The organism is Mesorhizobium sp. RCAM 05104, assembly GCF_059683645.1.
The window spans coordinates 4,249,178-4,267,076 of sequence record NZ_CM185033.1 but is presented as its reverse complement, the minus strand read 5'-3'; the positions used below and the strand labels follow the sequence as shown (position 1 = coordinate 4,267,076).

Annotated in this window: 21 protein-coding genes and 1 other RNA gene; 9 read left to right on the top strand and 13 right to left on the bottom strand. The window is 62.9% G+C overall.

Going from position 1 to position 17,899, the window contains the following annotated elements; all coding sequences use genetic code 11:
- Positions 1–27: 27 nt before the first annotated feature.
- The gene (locus tag AC56QP_RS20875) at positions 28–1,830 is read right to left on the bottom strand and encodes an ABC transporter transmembrane domain-containing protein (protein WP_489858258.1); all 1,803 of its coding nucleotides are present in this window, start codon (positions 1,828–1,830) and stop codon (positions 28–30) included.
- 202 nt (positions 1,831–2,032) lie between these two features.
- Between AC56QP_RS20875 and rpmE the strand changes: the two genes are divergently transcribed.
- A complete protein-coding gene (gene rpmE / locus AC56QP_RS20870) occupies positions 2,033–2,254 on the top strand; it encodes a 50S ribosomal protein L31 (protein WP_006327661.1) in 222 nt (73 codons plus the stop codon).
- 141 nt (positions 2,255–2,395) lie between these two features.
- On the opposite strand, the gene AC56QP_RS20865 is transcribed toward rpmE, so the two are convergent.
- Positions 2,396–3,025 carry a TetR family transcriptional regulator gene (locus AC56QP_RS20865; RefSeq protein ID WP_489858259.1) on the bottom strand — a complete coding sequence of 210 codons (630 nt, stop codon included), beginning with the start codon at positions 3,023–3,025 and terminating at the stop codon, positions 2,396–2,398.
- Between the two features lie 131 nt (positions 3,026–3,156).
- Here AC56QP_RS20865 and AC56QP_RS20860 point away from each other — a divergent pair, with 131 nt between their 5' ends.
- The gene (locus AC56QP_RS20860) at positions 3,157–3,636 is read left to right on the top strand and encodes an anthrone oxygenase family protein (protein WP_489858260.1); all 480 of its coding nucleotides are present in this window, start codon (positions 3,157–3,159) and stop codon (positions 3,634–3,636) included.
- Positions 3,637–3,821: 185 nt separating this feature from the next.
- Here AC56QP_RS20860 and AC56QP_RS20855 read toward each other — a convergent pair whose 3' ends face one another.
- From AC56QP_RS20855 to AC56QP_RS20845, 3 genes are all read right to left on the bottom strand, one after another.
- Positions 3,822–4,154: an Rdx family protein gene (locus tag AC56QP_RS20855; RefSeq protein ID WP_489863551.1), complete on the bottom strand. Its 333-nt coding sequence runs from the start codon at positions 4,152–4,154 to the stop codon at positions 3,822–3,824.
- Between the two features lie 17 nt (positions 4,155–4,171).
- The gene (locus tag AC56QP_RS20850) at positions 4,172–4,921 is read right to left on the bottom strand and encodes a YebC/PmpR family DNA-binding transcriptional regulator (protein ID WP_091578823.1); all 750 of its coding nucleotides are present in this window, start codon (positions 4,919–4,921) and stop codon (positions 4,172–4,174) included.
- A 212-nt stretch (positions 4,922–5,133) separates the two neighbouring features.
- Positions 5,134–5,457, bottom strand: a complete 324-nt coding sequence (locus tag AC56QP_RS20845; RefSeq protein ID WP_489858261.1) for an ArsR/SmtB family transcription factor — start codon at positions 5,455–5,457, stop codon at positions 5,134–5,136.
- A gap of 51 nt (positions 5,458–5,508) precedes the next feature.
- Between AC56QP_RS20845 and AC56QP_RS20840 the strand changes: the two genes are divergently transcribed.
- From AC56QP_RS20840 to AC56QP_RS20830, 3 genes are all read left to right on the top strand, one after another.
- Positions 5,509–5,991, top strand: coding sequence for an SRPBCC domain-containing protein (locus tag AC56QP_RS20840; protein ID WP_256752763.1), 483 nt, complete (start codon positions 5,509–5,511; stop codon positions 5,989–5,991).
- Between the two features lie 17 nt (positions 5,992–6,008).
- Positions 6,009–6,401, top strand: coding sequence for a VOC family protein (locus AC56QP_RS20835; RefSeq protein ID WP_489858262.1), 393 nt, complete (start codon positions 6,009–6,011; stop codon positions 6,399–6,401).
- Between the two features lie 81 nt (positions 6,402–6,482).
- Entirely contained in the window at positions 6,483–6,950 is a 468-nt protein-coding gene (locus tag AC56QP_RS20830) for an SRPBCC family protein (RefSeq protein WP_489858263.1), read from the top strand.
- Between the two features lie 21 nt (positions 6,951–6,971).
- Here AC56QP_RS20830 and AC56QP_RS20825 read toward each other — a convergent pair whose 3' ends face one another.
- From AC56QP_RS20825 to ssrS, 4 genes are all read right to left on the bottom strand, one after another.
- A complete protein-coding gene (locus AC56QP_RS20825) occupies positions 6,972–7,739 on the bottom strand; it encodes a TerC family protein (RefSeq protein ID WP_489858264.1) in 768 nt (255 codons plus the stop codon).
- A gap of 77 nt (positions 7,740–7,816) precedes the next feature.
- Entirely contained in the window at positions 7,817–8,641 is an 825-nt protein-coding gene (locus tag AC56QP_RS20820) for a TIGR00282 family metallophosphoesterase (RefSeq protein ID WP_489858265.1), read from the bottom strand.
- A 71-nt stretch (positions 8,642–8,712) separates the two neighbouring features.
- Positions 8,713–9,300, bottom strand: coding sequence for a 5-formyltetrahydrofolate cyclo-ligase (locus AC56QP_RS20815; protein WP_489858266.1), 588 nt, complete (start codon positions 9,298–9,300; stop codon positions 8,713–8,715).
- 96 nt (positions 9,301–9,396) lie between these two features.
- A non-coding RNA gene (ssrS, locus tag AC56QP_RS20810) (6S RNA) lies at positions 9,397–9,552 on the bottom strand.
- Positions 9,553–9,697: 145 nt separating this feature from the next.
- Here ssrS and AC56QP_RS20805 point away from each other — a divergent pair.
- The 4 genes from AC56QP_RS20805 to msrB all read left to right on the top strand — a co-directional run bounded on the left by AC56QP_RS20805 (position 9,698) and on the right by msrB (position 12,767).
- Entirely contained in the window at positions 9,698–10,537 is an 840-nt protein-coding gene (locus AC56QP_RS20805; RefSeq protein WP_489858267.1) for an AAA family ATPase, read from the top strand.
- Positions 10,538–10,614: 77 nt separating this feature from the next.
- On the top strand, positions 10,615–11,061 hold the full coding sequence (locus AC56QP_RS20800; RefSeq protein ID WP_489858268.1) for a GNAT family N-acetyltransferase: 447 nt from the start codon (positions 10,615–10,617) through the stop codon (positions 11,059–11,061).
- Positions 11,062–11,068: 7 nt separating this feature from the next.
- Positions 11,069–12,259: a vWA domain-containing protein gene (locus tag AC56QP_RS20795; RefSeq protein WP_489858269.1), complete on the top strand. Its 1,191-nt coding sequence runs from the start codon at positions 11,069–11,071 to the stop codon at positions 12,257–12,259.
- 103 nt (positions 12,260–12,362) lie between these two features.
- Entirely contained in the window at positions 12,363–12,767 is a 405-nt protein-coding gene (gene msrB / locus AC56QP_RS20790; protein ID WP_013529102.1) for a peptide-methionine (R)-S-oxide reductase MsrB, read from the top strand.
- 78 nt (positions 12,768–12,845) lie between these two features.
- Here the strand turns inward: msrB and AC56QP_RS20785 are convergent, their stop codons facing one another.
- From AC56QP_RS20785 to pyc, 4 genes are all read right to left on the bottom strand, one after another.
- Complete coding sequence (locus AC56QP_RS20785) at positions 12,846–13,145, bottom strand: hypothetical protein (RefSeq protein WP_489858270.1); 300 nt, start codon at positions 13,143–13,145, stop codon at positions 12,846–12,848.
- A gap of 7 nt (positions 13,146–13,152) precedes the next feature.
- Positions 13,153–13,593, bottom strand: coding sequence for a hypothetical protein (locus AC56QP_RS20780; RefSeq protein WP_489858271.1), 441 nt, complete (start codon positions 13,591–13,593; stop codon positions 13,153–13,155).
- 197 nt (positions 13,594–13,790) lie between these two features.
- Positions 13,791–14,051, bottom strand: coding sequence for a DUF2312 domain-containing protein (locus tag AC56QP_RS20775; protein WP_027027312.1), 261 nt, complete (start codon positions 14,049–14,051; stop codon positions 13,791–13,793).
- A gap of 160 nt (positions 14,052–14,211) precedes the next feature.
- A complete protein-coding gene (gene pyc / locus AC56QP_RS20770; protein ID WP_489858272.1) occupies positions 14,212–17,670 on the bottom strand; it encodes a pyruvate carboxylase in 3,459 nt (1,152 codons plus the stop codon).
- Positions 17,671–17,899 lie beyond the last annotated feature (229 nt).

Below are 17,899 nucleotides of genomic sequence, written 5' to 3'. Positions count from 1 at the left end.
TGGAACCGCCAGGCCAACAGCGCCTGCCTACTCCGCGGCACCCCTGAAGGCGCTTGCGCCGGTTTCGAACTGCAGCTTTGCCAGCCGTGCATAGATGCCGCCCTTGGCGACGAGGCTCTTGTGCGTGCCTTCCTCGACAATGCTGCCGCCGTCCATGACCAGGATCCTGTCGGCTTTCAGCACGGTTGCCAGGCGATGCGCGATGACGATGGTGGTGCGGCCCTGCATCAGCCGCTCCAGTGCCATCTGCACCAGCGTCTCGCTTTCGGCGTCGAGCGCCGAGGTCGCCTCGTCGAGCAGCAGGATCGGTGCGTCGCGCAGGATGGCGCGGGCGATCGCCACCCGCTGGCGCTGGCCGCCGGACAGCGTCACGCCGCGCTCGCCGACCTGGCTGTCGTAGCCTTTTTCAAGCTTGAGGATGAACTCGTCGGCCAGCGCATCCTTGGCCGCTGCCTCGATCTCGGTCTCGCTGGCGCCCGGCCGGCCGAACCCAATATTGTCGCGCGCGCTCGCCGCGAAGATGGTGACATCCTGCGGCACGATGGCGATACGTTGCCTGATGGCGATGGGGTCGGCCTCGCGCACATCGACGCCGTCGATCAAGATTCTGCCGGTCTCGGGATCGTAGAAGCGCAGGATCAGTGAAAACACCGTGCTCTTGCCGGCGCCCGAAGGACCGACGATCGCCACTGTCTCGCCGGGCTTGACCTGAAAGCTCAGGCCGTGGACGGCGGCACGGTCGGGTCTGGCCGGATACGAGAACGACACGTCGTCGAAACTGATCGCGCCTCTCGCTTTCGCTGGCAGCAGGACCGGAACGGCGGGCGACTGGATCGCCGGCTTCTCGGCCAGGATCTCGGTCAGCCGTTCGGCGGCACCCGCTGCCTGGGCAAGTTCGCCCCACACTTCCGACAGCGCGCCGAGCGCGCCGGCGGCGAACACCGAATAGAGCAGGAACTGGCCGAGCGTGCCCGGCGACAGCGTGCCGTCGAGCACGTCGCGCGAGCCGAACCACAGCACCGCCACGACCGAGGAAAAGATCATGAAGATGGCGAAGAAGGTGAGGAACGAGCGTGCAAAGATCGAGGCCCGCGCTGCCTCGAATGCGGCCTCCACGGCGGACGAAAAGCGGCCGGTGACCAGTCTTTCATTGGTGAAGGCCTGCAGCGTGCGCACCGCGCCGATCTGCTCGCTGGCATAGGCTGTCGCATTGGCCAGAGTGTCCTGCGCCAGCCGTGATTTGCGCCGCACCGAGCGCCCGAAGGCGACCAGCGGCAACACGATGACCGGGATCGCGGCGATGACCAGGCCCGACAGCTTGGGGCTGGTGAAGACCATCATCGCCACGGCGCCAAGGCCGAGGATGACGTTGCGCAGCGCCACCGAGGCGGTCGCCCCTACGGCCGACTTGATCTGCGTCGTGTCGGCGGCGAGCCGCGACACGATCTCTCCCGACTGCGCGGTGTCGAAGAAGGATGGCGACAGGGTCGTCACATGGCTGAACACGTCGCTGCGGATGTCGGCGACAACGCGCTCGCCCAGCGTAATGACGAAATAGTAGCGGCAGGCCGACGCAGCCGCCAGCACAGCGGCCATCACCACCAGCATGCCGAAATATTCGGCGATGAAGCTGGAATCCGACGCCGAAAAGCCGTGGTCGATCATCCGCCGTACCGCCAGCGGCAAGGCCAGCGTCGTCGCCGCCGCAACGGCCAGCGAGATGACCGCGCCGATGACCATTTTCCGGTAGCGGGTGAGATAGGGGAACAGGCGCCTGAGCGGCTTGAGCGAGCGTCGGCGCTCGTCTGCATCGCCACTGATATCCGCCATGACCGTTTCCTCTGGCCCCTTTTGCATTGCGCCACCAATATGCGCCCGCCGCGGCCTTGTGATTCAATTCCGGCTGATGTATAGGCTCGCCGACCGTTTTAGAAGCCGTGGCTCCTCAATAGCTGCGGCTTCGAGTTTTAAAAAGGGGCGCATCGACGCAGGCTTTTGCCCGTCAGCAGCGCCGGCAGCCAGGAACAGAGCCATGAAGACCGACATCCATCCCGACTACCACACCATCAAGGTCGTCATGACCGATGGCACCGAATACATGACCCGTTCGACCTGGGGCAAGGAAGGCGATACGATGAACCTCGATATCGACCCGACCACCCACCCGGCCTGGACCGGCGGCCAGCAGACCCTGCTCGACCGCGGCGGCCGCCTCTCCAAGTTCAAGAAGCGCTTCGAAGGTTTCGGCCTCTAAGTGCATGTCGCCGAAAGTGCGAAGCGGTTTTGGGATAACGACTTGCACAAAGTAAGAACCTAAGCCCGCTCCGGCCTTGTCGCAGATCAAAAACCCGCCCTCAAGGCGGGTTTTTTGTTGCCGCGGAAGGCTCGGCTTTCCTTACTCGGCCAGCAATTCCCGCAGCGCCATGCGCTTGTAGGCGGCGACCAGCCTGTCGCCCTCCTGCCGTTCGACCGAGATCGCCAGCCGCATGGCGGCCTCGCCCATTTGCCAGATGAGAAACGCCGTGGTTTCCAGAGCGGCTGGATCGGCCGCCGGCCGCAGCCGCTTCAGCGCTGCGGTGAGGAACTCGGCATTGGTCCGGCTGTCGGCAAGCTCGAGCTGGCGCAGCGCCTTGTCGGCCTGTGTGCCGGACCAGATGTCGCGCATCACAGGCTCGGCCAGGAACAGCCGGTAGTAGATATCGACCAGCTCCGAAAACGCTTGGCCCAGGCCTTCGGCGTCGCGGACATCAGCAAGTGCCGCTGAGATACAGGCCTGGCCCTGGGTGGTGTAGCGTTCAGCCAGCGCCCAGATGATTGACCGCTTGTCGGGGAAGAACTGGTAGAGCGAACCGATCGACACCCCTGCCCGTTCCGCCACTTCCCCCATGCGCATGGCATCGCTGCCCTGCTCGGCGATCAGCGCCGAAGCGGCGGCCAGCATGCGCTCGACCCGTTCGCGGCTGCGCTGCTGGCTCGGCGCCCGGCGCGGTGAAGCGATCTGCTCGTTGGCCGGTGCGCCTTCCATCATTGTCTCCAACAAACGCGCTCATCATCCAGAAAAGGGCTTGACGGACAAAATACGAGGGTTTATCACGTTTTGCAAATGTGAGGGTTGCTCATATTTTAAAGCGCGGGACATGAACCTGGAGAACGGACATGATCACGAAACTACTCCCCACCCTGACCTTCTTGGCCGCGATCGGCGCGGGCGTCGTCGGCGGCGTGTTCTTCGCCTTTTCCAACTTTGTCATGCCAGCGCTCGCCCGCCTGCCGGCGGCGGGCGGCATCGCCGCGATGAATTCGATCAACATTACCGTCATCACGCCGACCTTCATGACCGCATTGTTCGGCACCGGGCTGATCTGCCTCGTGCTCATCGCCGGCGCGATCATCGGCTGGAGCCAGCCGGGTTCGTTCTGGCTGCTCGCCGGCGCCCTGATCTACCTCGTCGGCAACCTGATCGTGACCATGGTCTTCAACGTGCCGCTCAACGATGCGCTGGCCGCCGTCGATCCGGCCAGCAGCAATGGCGCCACTGTCTGGACCACTTATCTCAGGGATTGGGTCATGTGGAACCACGTCCGAGCCATCACTGCCATCGTGGCTCTTGGCTGCTTCATCTTCGCATGGGGGTGAGCATCGCCATCAAAACCAACCCCCCGTTCTCAACATTTGCCACGCTTGAATGGTGTGTTGAGATTTCAGGTCAGGCCGAGTCGAAAGTGGCGATTTCCGAGAACCGGAGCGTACTTAAAGTACGTGAGCACCGGAAGCGCAGGAAAGCACCGTTTGCAGACCGGCCTCACCTGAATATCAATACCTTAGGCGGGGTCTTTTGACTTATGACCCTTGCGGTCGGAATGGCCGAGATCGCGATCCGGGTCGATGACATCGCGGACCAGCTGCTTGAGCTTGGCCGCCTCCGGGAAACCGCCGTCGCGCTTGCGGTCCCAGACCAGCACGTCGTTGCAGGAAATGGTGAAGATGCCGCCGGTGCCGGGCACCAGCGTCACTTCCCCGAGATCAGTGCCGAAGGTAGAGAGCAGCTCCTGCGCCATCCAGCCGGCACGCAACAGCCACTGGCACTGCGTGCAATAGGTGATGCGGATGGCGGGCAACCGCTTTTCGACTGCGCCGGACTGAACGTCGCCCATGCCTGGCTGAGCTTCGCTCATGCCGCGCTGAGCTTGGCCATTGTCTCGTCGTCGACTTCGAAGTTGGCGTAGACGCTCTGGACGTCGTCGTCATCCTCGAGCGTGGCGACCAGCTTCATCAGCGATTGTGCCCGTTCCTCGTCGACCGGAACATTGTTCTGCGGCCTCCAGATCGGCTTCACCGATTCAGCCTCGCCGAGCGCGCCTTCAAGCGCCTTCGACACCTCGCCGAGATTTTCGAAGGCGCAATAGATCGTGTGGCCTTCTTCATCCGACTCCACATCGTCGGCGCCGGCTTCGATCGCCGCGTCCATCACCTTGTCGGCGCTGCCGGCCGATGCCGGATAATAGATCTCGCCGGCACGGTCCCACATGAACGACACCGAACCGGTTTCGCCGAGCGCGCCGCCGGCCTTGGTGAAGGCGGCGCGCACATTCGACGCCGAACGGTTGCGATTGTCGGTCAGGGCCTCGACGATGACGGCGACGCCGCCTGGACCGTAGCCCTCGTAGCGCACGGCTTCGTAATTCTCGGCATCGCCCATCGAGGCCTTGTTGATGGCGCGCTGGATGTTGTCCTTCGGCATCGACACCGCCTTGGCGTTCTGCACGGCAAGGCGCAGGCGCGGGTTCATCGATGGATCGGGCGTGCCGCTCTTGGCGGCAACGGTGATTTCGCGCGCCAGCTTGGAAAACATTTTCGACCGCACCGCGTCCTGACGGCCCTTGCGGTGCATGATGTTCTTGAACTGTGAATGGCCAGCCATGGCACCCCTGTCGTCTTCGGCTAGAGCATCCCGCAGCCAGGCAGATCACCTCGCCTTCTGCAAAATACTCGAATTCAAAATTTCAGAACGTCCTTGATGCGTCCCGAGGACGTATGGCGCTCTCTGTCGGAATGGCCGGCTTATAGATAAATCGGCTCAATTCGTCCAGCCGCACCGCGCACAGGACGCATGACAGCGGTTGCCGCGATCGCTCACCCCTCCAGGTCGGACTTCAGCCGGTCAATGATGCTGAGCGCATGGCCGGCATACTGACTGATCCAGCGGTCGTGGATCTGCTTGATCGGCAGCGCGTTGAGATGGTTCCAGCGCTCGCGCCCGTCGCGGCGCGCGACAATCAGATCGGCTTCTTCCAGCACCTTGAGATGCAGCATGACGGTGCAGCGATCGATGTCGGGGAAGGCGTCGCACAACATTCCGGTGGTCTTCGCCGTGTCCTTCAGCTGATCCAGTATTTCGCGCCGGCGTGGGTGGGCCAGCGCCTTGAAAACATTGTCGTCTTGCGATCGGCTTGACATGTTATATTTCTATAACATATCGTTCGATCGAGCAAGGAAGGAGCTGTGGATATGTCACTCGGATTCAGGGTTTCCGGACGCATCGGCAGGCCGGTCGCCGAAGTCTTCGACGCGGTCGTCAACCCGAAGAAGCTCAGCGGCTATTTCACCACCATTGGCGGCGCCAGCGCGCCACTGGAGGCCGGCGCCGGAGTCGTCTGGTGGGGCAAAGTGCCGGTCGAGGTCGATGAGGTGGTCAAGGACAGCCGCATCGTCTTGCGCTGGGATGCCACCGACGCCGACGGCAAGCCGGCCTACAAGACCCGCATCGAGATGAATTTCGAGCCGCTCGACGATGGCGGCACCTTCGTCACCATCGCCGAGAGCGGGTGGCAGGAAGGCGCGGCCGGGCTGAAGAAATCCTACCTCAACTGCGAGGGCTGGTCGCAGATGCTGGCCTGCATGAAGGCCTATGTCGAATACGGCATCAATTTGCGCGACGGCTATTACCGCAGCGAGATGAAGGGCGAACCCGCCAACGAGACCAACATCTGAGTGACGGAGGTAAAGCGATGAAGAAAGTGACGCCATTCCTGATGTTCGAGGGCAAGGCCGAGGAGGCAATGACCCTCTATTGCGAGACCATTCCCGACAGCGGCGTCCTTGACGTCACACGTTACGGTCCCGGCGAGGACGGTCCGGAGGGAACGGTCAAGCTGGCGCGCGTCTCCATCGCTGGCCTGGAAGTCATGATCTACAACAGCCCCGTACACCACGCCTTCACGTTCACGCCGTCGGTCTCGCTGTATGTGGATTGTGCCTCCGAGGACGAACTGAACCGCATTGTCGAGACGCTGGCAAAGGATGGCGGGTTCCTGATGCCGCCCGACAATTACGGCTTCAGCCGCCGCTTCGCATGGCTGAACGACAGGTTCGGCGTCTCCTGGCAGGTCAATCTGGCATAGCGAGCTGGACAGCAGGAGGCCGGTAGGCACGGGGGCTGACCGGCAGACAAACCAGGGACTGTCTATCGAAGGAAAGTTGCCATGGAAATCCACGAAACGCCGACCGCCGAAGCCGGCATGCTGATCCGGCGGCCCGTCGCCGACGTGTTCGAGGCCATCGTCGATCCGGCCGTCACCACGAAATTCTGGTTCACCCACGGCAGCGGCCGGCTGGACAGCGGCAAGGACGTTCGCTGGGAATGGCGCATGTACGACGTCTCGACGACGGTCGTTGTCAGCGACATCGTCGCGAACGAAAGGATCGTCATGCAATGGAGCGATCCGCCGACCACGGTGGTCTGGACCTTCACCAAAATGCCAGGCAAAGCGACCTTTCTCGAGGTCCGCAACTTCGGCTTCGCCGGCAACGGCGACGAGCAGGTGAAAGAGGCCATCGGTTCAACCGATGGCTTCTCGCTCGTGCTGGCCGGCGCCAAGGCCTGGCTGGAGCAGGGTCTGACGCTGGGCCTGATCGGCGACCGCCATCCGAAAGGTGTGCCGGCGCATTAGGTTCGCGCCGGCGGACCAACCTCAATGTCCGTCGCCGGACTTCGCCTTCCTGCGCCGTCGCGCCAACATGTTGAGCCCCTCGACCAGCGCCGAGAAACCCATGGCCGCGTATATGTAGCCCTTGGGCACGTGATAGCCCATGCCGTCTGCGATCAGCGTCATGCCGATCATCAGCAGGAAGCCCAGCGCCAGCATGACGATGCTCGGGTTCTTGGCAATGAAGTCCGCCAGGGGCCCCGCCGCCAGCATCATCACGCTGACCGCGACGATCACTGCGATATACATGATGGCAATCTCGTCGGTCATGCCGACGGCGGTGATGATCGAATCGATCGAGAAGACGAGGTCGAGCAGCAGGATCTGGAAGATCGCGCCGGCAAGGCTGATCTGCAGCGTCTCGCCCAGCATCGTGTCCTTGTGGTCGTCGGGATCGACCGTGTGATGGATTTCCTTGGTCGCCTTCCAGACCAGGAACAGGCCGCCGGCGATCAGGATCAGGTCGCGCCACGAGAAACCATGGCCGAACGCAGTGAATACCGGCATCGTCAGTTGGACGATGACCGAGATGGTGGCGAGCAGCACCAGCCGCATGACCAGCGCCGCCGAGATGCCGAGCCGGCGGGCCCGGGCGCGTTGCGCCTCCGGCAGTTTGTTGGTCAGGATCGAGATGAAGATCAGATTGTCGATGCCGAGCACGATCTCCAGCACCACCAGCGTCAGCAGCGCGACCCAGGCCGTCGGGTCGGAAACGAATTGAAAATGCGGCGCGAAAAATTCGATAACCTGCATGGAGGTCGTCGTCCCCTCTTGTAACGATCTAGAGCAGTGTCGCCGGCAGTTAGGTACTGCACACGCCTATATCAATGTCACGACCAGAAGGACGGCGCGGTTTCCTCCAGCCGCGGGCCGCGACGAAACGGCGCGATCTTCTCGGCCAGCCCGGTGCGGTCGGAAATATCGACGCCGACGCCGCACAATGTCGCCGGTCCGGTCGCTGCCTCGAAACGCCCCTTCGGCACCTTCGACAGGAACCGGTTGAGCGGTTCCTCCTTGTCCATGCCAAGCGATGAATCGTAATCGCCGCACATGCCGGCGTCGGACATGTAGCCGGTGCCGCCGTTGAGGATCTGATGATCGCCGGTCGGCTGGTGCGTGTGGGTGCCGACGACGAGACTGGCGCGGCCATCGACGAAATGCGCGAAGCACATCTTTTCAGACGTTGCCTCGGCGTGGAAGTCGATGACCACGGCATCCGCCTGCTCGCCGAGCGGACAGGCGGCAAGCTCACGCTCTCCGGCCTGGAACGGATCGTCGAGCTCGGGATGCATGAACACCCGGCCCATGATGTTGGCGACCAGCACGCGCGCGCCGCTTCTGGCGATGTAGACGCCGGAGCCTCGCCCGGGCGTGCCCTTGGGAAAATTGGACGGCCGCAGGAACCGCTCTTCGCGCGGCGCAAAGGCGAGCGCATCGCGCTGGTCCCAGACGTGGTTGCCGGTGGTGACGACATCGGCGCCGGCCGCGATCGTCTCGCGAAAGATCTCTTCGGTGATGCCGAAGCCGCCGGCGGCATTCTCGCCGTTGACGATGACGAAATCGAGCCTGAAGTCCGAGATCAGTCCAGGCAATTGTTCCCACACCGCCGTGCGGCCCGTTTTTCCCACCATGTCACCGAGGAAGAGAAGTCTCATATGATCCCGCACCGAAGGTCAACGAAGCAAAAGCTGCATGACGTCTGCGAAAAGATCATGCGTCCATTTATCTACAATTTTGGCGCGAAGCGGCGCAACCCGCTCTCGGTGAGTATTTCCGTGATGATGACGTCGTGGTTCTCATCCGGCACCAGCGCCACTTCCTGGCAGTCGAAGGCGATGCCGATCAATCGCGGTGGTTTTCCCTTGTCGACCAGCTTGGCGATTGCGCGGTCATAGTAACCGGCGCCGTAGCCGATGCGATGGCCGCGCGCATCGAATGCGGCGAGCGGCACCAGCATCACCGAGGGGTCGAGCACCTCGGCTTCTTCGTGCGGGCCGACCGTGCCGAAGCCCATCTCGACCATCGGCGCACCGCGCACCAGTTCGCGAAAGACGATGGTGGTCTTGTCGAGGATGGCAGGCAGGCAAAGCCTCGCCCCCTTTTCGCGCAAGGCAAACATCAGCGGCCGGACGTCCACTTCCGATCGCATCGGCCAAAAGCCGGAGACGATCTGGCCCGGCTCGACATCGAGGTGATCGCGCGCCGTTTCGGCCATTTCAAGCGCGATCTCCACCCTCCACAACGCATCGAGCGCGTCACGGCGCCCGAGTGCCTCGCGACGCAGCTGCTTTTTCAATTCTTTGGGAGAGGTCATGCGGCCAGGATAGAAAAGGTCAGATCTGGATGGAGTCTCGGGAGCGACGTTTTCCACCGCGTCATCCACCGAAATGCGTGGATGCATTGGAATAAGTGACGATCCACACAACCGGTGGAGAGAGCGATCCCGGGTGCCTACAAAGTAGGTGGGCGCCGTGTGAGAAAACCCACGGGTCTTCCCAGGGACAGCTCCCTAAGGATCGTTAAGGCCCCGGGGAAAATGTTCTCCTGCCGGGAAGCACAGACCGTCATCCCCAATATAGGCCGATGGCAGCCCAAGCGCCAGAGAGATGGCATTCTTTCCTCGCTGTTCCCGCAGCCGCCGCAGCCAACCCCACCCTTGCGCGGACCGGGCCGTCTCCTTACGGTCGCCAGGAGTGAACCAGGGAGCGAAAATGCGTTTCGAAGGCACGGCGGCCTATGTCGCCGACAAGGATCTGATGGTTGCGGTCAACGCGGCGATCGCGCTGGAGCGGCCCTTGCTGGTCAAGGGCGAGCCAGGCACAGGCAAGACGGAACTTGCCAGGCAAGTGGCGGCGGCCCTTGGCCTCGATCTCATCGAATGGCACGTCAAGTCGACCACCAGGGCGCAGCAGGGTCTTTACGAGTATGACGCCGTCTCGCGGCTGCGTGACAGCCAGCTCGGCGATATCAGGTTCAACGACATCAGGAACTACATCAAGCGCGGTAAATTGTGGGAGGCGTTCGCCGCCGGCAAGAAGGTCGTGCTTCTGATCGACGAGATCGACAAGGCCGACATCGAGTTCCCCAACGACCTGTTGCAGGAACTCGATCGGATGGAGTTCTTCGTCTACGAGACCGGCGAGACCATCCGCGCGGCCGTCCGGCCGATCGTCATCATCACCTCCAACAACGAGAAGGAACTGCCGGACGCCTTCCTGCGCCGCTGCTTCTTCCACTACATCCGCTTTCCCGACGTCGACACGCTGCACAGGATCGTCGACGTGCACTATCCCGGCATCAAGCAGAGCCTGGTGCGCGCGGCGCTCACCCAGTTCTACGAGATCCGCGACGTGCCCGGCCTGAAGAAGAAGCCGTCGACCTCCGAAGCGCTCGACTGGATAAGGCTGCTGGTCGCCGACGACATCGCGCCGGAGGACCTGCGCGCCGATCCGAAGAACGCGTTGCCGAAGCTGCATGGCGCGCTTCTGAAGAACGAACAGGACGTGCATCTGTTCGAGCGGCTGGCCTTCATGGCGCGAAGGCAGGGGTAGCGCTTTTCCCTGCTGTGGACCGTTGCCGGCAGTCGAACAGGGGGGCAGCTTCGGCCAGAACCCCCGGAGGAAATGAAATGTCTGAGATTGTTGTCCGCCCGCTTGCGCAGTCCGACCATGCCGACTGGCGCCGCTTGTGGACCGACTACCTCACCTTCTACGAAACCAAGCTGCCCGACGAGGTGTACGCCGTCACCTGGAAGCGGCTGTTCACGGCGGGCGAGTTCGAGCCGAAGGGCTTCATCGCCATCCTCGACGGCAAGGCGGTCGGCCTCACCCACTATCTCTACCACCGCTCCTGCTGGGCGGAGCAGAACAACTGCTATCTGCAGGACCTGTTCGCCGACCCCGACGTGCGCGGCAAGGGCATCGGTGCGGCGCTGATCGAGGCCGTGAAACAGGAAGCGGCAAAAACCGGCGTGAAGAACGTCTACTGGATGACGCACGAGACCAACGCGACGGCGCGCAAGCTCTACGATTATGTCGCGCGGCGGACCGGCTTCATCGAGTATGATCTGTTGTAGATAGGCCATGTTCATCCCGTTCTTCCTCGAGTTGAAGGCCGCGCGCGTTCCCGTTTCGCTGCGGGAATATCTATCGCTGTTGGAGGGACTGGAAGCCGGGCTGGTCGACTACGACGTCGAGGGTTTTTATTACCTCGCCCGCACGGCACTGGTGAAGGACGAGCGCCATATCGATCGCTTCGACCAGGTGTTCGCGCATGTCTTCAAGGGCGTTGAGGCGCTGGGCGGACCCGATGCCATCGACGTCGCGAACCTCCCGGAAGAGTGGCTGCGCCGCCTTGCGGAAAAGCACCTGACCGACGAGGAAAAGAAGCTGGTCGAGGCGCTCGGCGGCTTCGAAAAGCTGATGGAGACGCTGAAGCAGCGGCTGGAGGAACAGAAGGGCCGCCATCAGGGCGGCTCGAAATGGATCGGCACCGGTGGCACCTCGCCCTTCGGCGCCTATGGCTACAATCCCGAAGGCGTGCGCATTGGCCAGCATGAAAGCCGCAACCGCCGCGCCGTGAAGGTCTGGGACAAGCGCGAGTTCAGGAATTTCGACGACGCCGTCGAGCTTGGCACCCGCAACATCAAGATCGCGCTGAAACGCCTGCGCCGCTGGGTACGCGAAGGCGCCGAGGAGGAATTCGACCTGCCCGGCACCATCCATGCCACCGCCGAGCACGGCTATCTCGACGTGCGAACGCGGCCCGAACGGCGCAACGCCGTGAAGCTTCTGATGTTCTTCGATGTCGGCGGCTCGATGGACGACCACATCAAAAGCGTTGAGGAGCTTTTTTCGGCCGCCCGCGCCGAATTCCGCCAGCTTGAATATTTCTACTTCCACAACTGCCTCTACGAGGGCGTGTGGAAGGACAATCGCCGCTGCCATGCCGAGGTAATTCCGACCTTCGACCTCCTCCACAAATACGGCCCGGACTACAAGGTGATCGTCGTCGGCGACGCCTCGATGAGCCCTTACGAGATTGCCCACCCCGGCGGCTCGGTCGAGCACTGGAATCCGGAGGCTGGAGCCGTCTGGCTCGGCCGCCTGCTGCAGCAATGGCCGAACGCGGTGTGGCTCAACCCGGAAAACCAGAAAAACTGGGGCTTTACCCATTCGATCGCTATCATCCGCGACATCTTCGGCGGCCGCATGTTCCCGCTGACGCTGGCCGGGCTCGAAGGCGCGACGAAGCAGTTGTCGAGAAAGCATTGACCTTTGCAAAAGCCCGCCGCTGGGCAGACGCGTAACAAATGCCTATCTTGGTGCGAATATGAGGTTGCAATCAACAACGAGCCGGCAAGGCTGAGGAGATCAGATGGACACCCACACCTACCCCGTAACCCGCACCGACGCCGAATGGCGCGCCCGGCTGACGCCGGAGCAATATGCGGTCATGCGCGGCCACGGCACCGAGCGGCCGGGAAGCTGCGCCTTGCTCTACGAGAAGCGTGCCGGCACCTTTTCCTGCGTCGGCTGTGACCAGCCGCTGTTCGAATCCAAGCTGAAGTTCGAAAGCGGCACCGGCTGGCCGAGCTTCAACGATCCGGTGCCCGGCTCGGTCGAAAACACCGTCGACCGCAGCTACGGCATGGTGCGTACCGAATGCCATTGCGCCCGTTGCGGCAGCCATCTCGGCCATGTCTTCGAGGACGGCCCGCCGCCGACCGGCCTGCGCTATTGCATCAACGGCGTGGCTTTGAAATTCGAGCCGGCCGCCTGAGCGGCAGGCCCGATTGGCAGGTTTTTGGAAAGGCGGCTTCGGCCGCCTTTTCATTGGCCGAACAATTGAGAGCCCTGGTCAGATCACGATCGTCAGGATCAGCCACAGCGCGGCACCGAGCATCATCATTGACGCCTTGGCGCCGCCAATTTTCTCGGCCGTCCGCCAGACGGCCGACATCAGGAAGATGCTATAAGGCACCGGCGCGAAATGCACCGCCAGGACGGCCTCGAGCGGCTGCTTCAGTGCGAGCAGGATGAGCGCAGCCACCGACGATGCAATGTTGATCGCCGTGCCGACGAGCACCATGTCTCGCCAGAACAGCCGGTTTAGCGGCACCTGGCCAAGCCAGCGTGAGCGGAAGAAATCCGCCAGCACCTGATATCTACCCCTGTCCCAGGACGTCGGTGACGGCGCGCTCGATGCGCGAGCATTCCGTCACCAGCCAGTCGGTCATGGCCGGCCAGTTGTCCTCGGCAAAGCAGTTCACCCGCCACATCGAATTGATGCCGAGGCCCTCGCAGCTTTGTTCCGGCCTGAGCTTCAGCCTGTCTTCGATCGCCGGCTGGAACGGCTTCAACCGCGACCAGGTTTGCGTGGCACCGAACTTCTCGTTGCGGCCGAAGAAGACGCCGACATGGTTCTGCGCCGGCGCGACATACATGGAAAGGACCAATGCGAAGTCGGGCATCCCGCGCTGCCAGAACCAGGGTCCGCGCCTCGCCATCAGAGCCCTTTCCTCGGGATGCCGTTCGTCGAACAGCACCCAGAAGCCGCGATGGCGGAATTCAGAAGCGCGGCGGGCGCCGAAGTCGAATTCGCTCATGGTTCCGATGCCCGTTCCAGCATCACGCCCAGGCTGGCTGTTGCCGGCCTCTCAGAGACTGTTTCGAAATTCGCTCTGGCGAGTCATATGGTGGTGGTTTCGAGAACCGGAGCGCAGCGGACGTTCGGGTCCGTGAGCACCGGAAGCGCAGAAAACGCCATCAGATAGCAGCCGGAGTAGAATTTCCAGACAGTCTCTTACACCATGCCGAGCGCGGCCTTGTACAGATCGAGGATGGTTTCCTCCTCCTGGCGCTCGGCCTGATCCTTCTTGCGCAGCCGGATAATCGTGCGCATCGCCTTGGTGTCGAAACCGGTGCCCTTGGCCTCGGCGAACACTTCCTTGATGTCGTCGGAAATGGTCTTCTTCTCTTCCTCAAGCCGCTCTATGCGCTCGATGAAGGCACGCAGCTGGCCGGCGGCAACAGTCTGGCTGGTCTCGGTGATATCGTCGGCCATGTTTTTCTCCACATCGTTTCTGCGCCGCGACTCGGAAAGTATGCGGCGGCTGATTTCAGCGGTTCGATGCCCGACCGGGGGCGGCGGGTCAAGCCGTTATCGACGCGGCATGAAAGGTTGCCGCCAGGTGCGGACAACCCAGGCTCGACAGCCTTTTCTTTCACCCGAAAGCGATCAGCAGATCCTTGGCATCGATCTGGTCGCCGGCCTTGACCAGCACCTCGGCGACCGTGCCGTCGCGCTCGGCATGCAGGGCCGTCTCCATCTTCATCGCTTCGATGGAAAGCAGCACGTCGCCGGCCTTCACCACCTGGCCGGCGGCAACCGAAAGCGCCGAGACGACACCCGGCATCGGCGCGCCGACATGCGCCTCGTTGCCGGGCTCGGCCTTGCGGCGGGCCTTGGCGGCGGAGGCGCCATGCGCGCGGTCCGGCACCTTGACGCGGCGCGGCTGGCCGTTGAGTTCGAAGAACACGGTGACCATGCCCTTGTCGTCGACATCGCCGATCGCCAGGCACCGCACCACCAGCGTCTTGCCCTTCTCGATGTCGACGAAGATCTCGTCTTCCGGCTTCATGCCGTAGAAATAGGTCGGCGTCGGCAGCACGCTGACCGGGCCGTAGGTTTCCTGCGCGCCGGCGAAGTCGGAAAACACCTTCGGGTACATCAGCCACGAGGCGAATTCGAATTCGCTGAGCTTGCGTTCGAGCTTGTCCTCGATCTCCTTGCGGCTGGCCTCGAGATCGGCTGCCTTCAGGAGCGAACCCGGCCGCGCCGTGATCGGCTTGTCGCCCTTCAGCGCCTTCTTCTGCAGCGCTTCCGGCCAACCGCCGGGAGACTGGCCGAGATCGCCGCGCAGCATCGAGACGACCGAGTCCGGGAAGGCGATGTCCCTGGCCGGATTCTCGACATCGGTAACGGTCAGGTCCTGGCTGACCATCATCAGCGCCATGTCGCCGACAACCTTGGACGACGGCGTCACCTTGACGATATCGCCGAACATCAGATTGACGTCGTGATAGGTCTGCGCCACCTCGTGCCAGCGCGTCTCCAGCCCCAGCGAGCGCGCCTGCTCCTTGAGGTTGGTGAACTGTCCGCCCGGCATTTCGTGCAGATAGACTTCCGAGGCCGGCCCCTTGAGATCGCTTTCAAAGGCGGCGTACTGGTTGCGCACCGCTTCCCAGTAGAACGAGATTTTCCTGATCCACTGTGGGTCGAGGCCCGGATCGCGCTCGGTGCCCTTCAGCGCCTCGACGATCGAACCGAGGCAAGGCTGCGATGTGTTGCCGGAGAAGGCATCCATCGCCGCATCGATGGCATCGACGCCGCTTTCCACCGCCGCCAGCACCGTCGCCGCCGACAGGCCCGACGTGTCGTGGGTGTGGAAATGGATCGGCAGGTCGGTCGCCTCGCGCAGCGCCTTGAACAGCACCCGCGCCGCGGCTGGCTTCAACAGGCCAGCCATGTCCTTGACCGCGATGATGTGCGCGCCGGCAGCCTGCAACTCCTTGGCCAGCCCGACATAATATTTCAGGTCGTACTTGGCCCGCGACGGATCGAGAATATCCCCGGTGTAGCAGATCGCCGCTTCGATCAGCTTGCCCTCGGCGCCGACCGCGTCCATGGCGACGCGCATGTTCTCGACCCAGTTCAGGCAGTCGAAGACACGGAACAGGTCGATGCCGCCGGCAGCGGCCTGGCGGACGAAATGCTGCACGACATTGTCGGGATAGTTGGTGTAGCCGACGCCATTGGCGCCGCGCAGCAGCATCTGCAGCAACAGGTTGGGTGCCGCCTCGCGCACCAGCGACAGCCGCTCCCACGGGTCTTCGGTGAGGAAGCGCATGGCGACGTCGAACGTCGCGCCGCCCCAGCATTCGAGCGACAGCAGCTGCGGCAGGGCGCGCGCATAGGTGCCGGCGATGCCGGCGATGTCATGCGTGCGCACGCGCGTCGCCAGCAGCGACTGATGACCGTCGCGCATCGTCGTGTCGGTGACGAGCACTTGCCTTTGCTCGCGCATCCAGCCGGCGAATTTCTCCGGTCCCAGCACATCCAGCTTCTGCTTGCTGCCGCTTGGCACATTTCCGTTGAGGTAGGGCACGATCGGAGCCGCCGCATCGGCCTTCGGTTGCGGCCGGCCACGCGTCTCGGGATGGCCGTTGACGCTGACATCAGCGAGGTAGTTGATGAGCTTGGTGGCACGGTCCTGGCGCTTGACCTGCTGGAACAGCTCCGGCGTCGTGTCGATGAACTTGGTCGTGTAGGAATTGTCGGCGAAGCTCGGGTGGTTGATGATCGCTTCGAGGAAGGTCAAGTTGGTGGCGACGCCGCGGATGCGGAACTCGCGCAGCGCCCGGTTCATGCGGGCGATGGTTTCGGCCGGCGTCGGCGCCCAGGCCGTCACCTTCTCCAGCAGCGGATCGTAAAAGCGGGTGATGACCGCGCCCGAATAGGCGGTGCCGCCGTCGAGGCGGATGCCGAAGCCCGTCGCGCCGCGATAGGCGGTGATGCGGCCATAGTCCGGGATGAAATTGTGCTCGGGGTCTTCGGTGGTGATGCGGCACTGCAAGGCATGGCCGTTCAGCCTGATGTCCTTCTGCGCCGGCACGCCCGATTCCGGCGTACCGATGGCGAAGCCGTCGAGGATGTGGATCTGCGCCTTGACGATATCGATGCCGGTCACCTGCTCGGTGACGGTATGTTCGACCTGGATGCGCGGATTGACCTCGATGAAATAGAATTTTCCGCTGTCGGCATCCTGCAGGAACTCAACCGTGCCGGCGCCGATATAGCTGGTCTCGCGGGCGATCTTCAGCGCATGGCCGCAAAGCTCCTCGCGCTGCGACATTTCGAGATAGGGCGCCGGCGCGCGCTCGACGACCTTCTGGTTGCGGCGCTGGATCGAGCAGTCGCGCTCGAACAGGTGCACGGCATTGCCATGCGTGTCGCCAAGTACCTGCACCTCGACATGGCGGGCGCGCTCGATCAGCTTTTCGAGATAGACTTCATCCTTGCCGAAGGCGGCTTTCGCCTCGCGCTTGCCCTCCATGACCTCGCGGGCAAGATCGGCTTCGGAGCGGATGGCGCGCATGCCGCGGCCGCCGCCGCCCCACGATGCCTTCAGCATCACCGGATAGCCGATCTCCTTGGCCAGTTTCTTGACCGTGTCCATGTCGTCCGGCAACGGGTCGGTGGCGGGGATCACCGGCACGCCGACCTCGATGGCGAGATTGCGTGCGGCAACCTTGTTGCCGAGCCGGCGCATCGTGTCAGGCTTCGGTCCGATGAAGGTGATACCGGCCTCGGCACAGGCTTCGGCGAATTCGGGACTTTCCGACAGAAGTCCGTAGCCTGGATGGATGGCATCGGCGCCCGAAAGCCTGGCGACGCGGATGACTTCCTCGATCGACAGATAGCTTTCGATCGGTCCCATATCCCTGGTCAGATGTGGCCCACGCCCGACCTGGTAGCTTTCGTCGGCCTTGAAGCGGTGCAGCGAATACTTGTCCTCCTCGGCCCAGATCGCCACGGTTTTGAGGCCAAGCTCGTTGGCCGCGCGAAAGACGCGAATGGCGATTTCGGACCGGTTGGCGACAAGGATCTTCGTGATGGCCAAGGACTGGGCTCCAGCAGCGGAAGGGAAGAGAAATCGGCGCCATGATTAGCGCGAAAATGCTGCAGTGCAAACAAAATCCACGCGTATTTAAACCGATTTAAATCGAATCTTTGCAGCAAAGCCGGCCGCATACGCGCAAACGCGCAAGAAAGCGCCGGCATTGCCGTTCAAGCCAAGATCATTTTCCGGCTAACGGCCGCCCTCGGCCTGCCGGCGAAGTCCCGGAGAA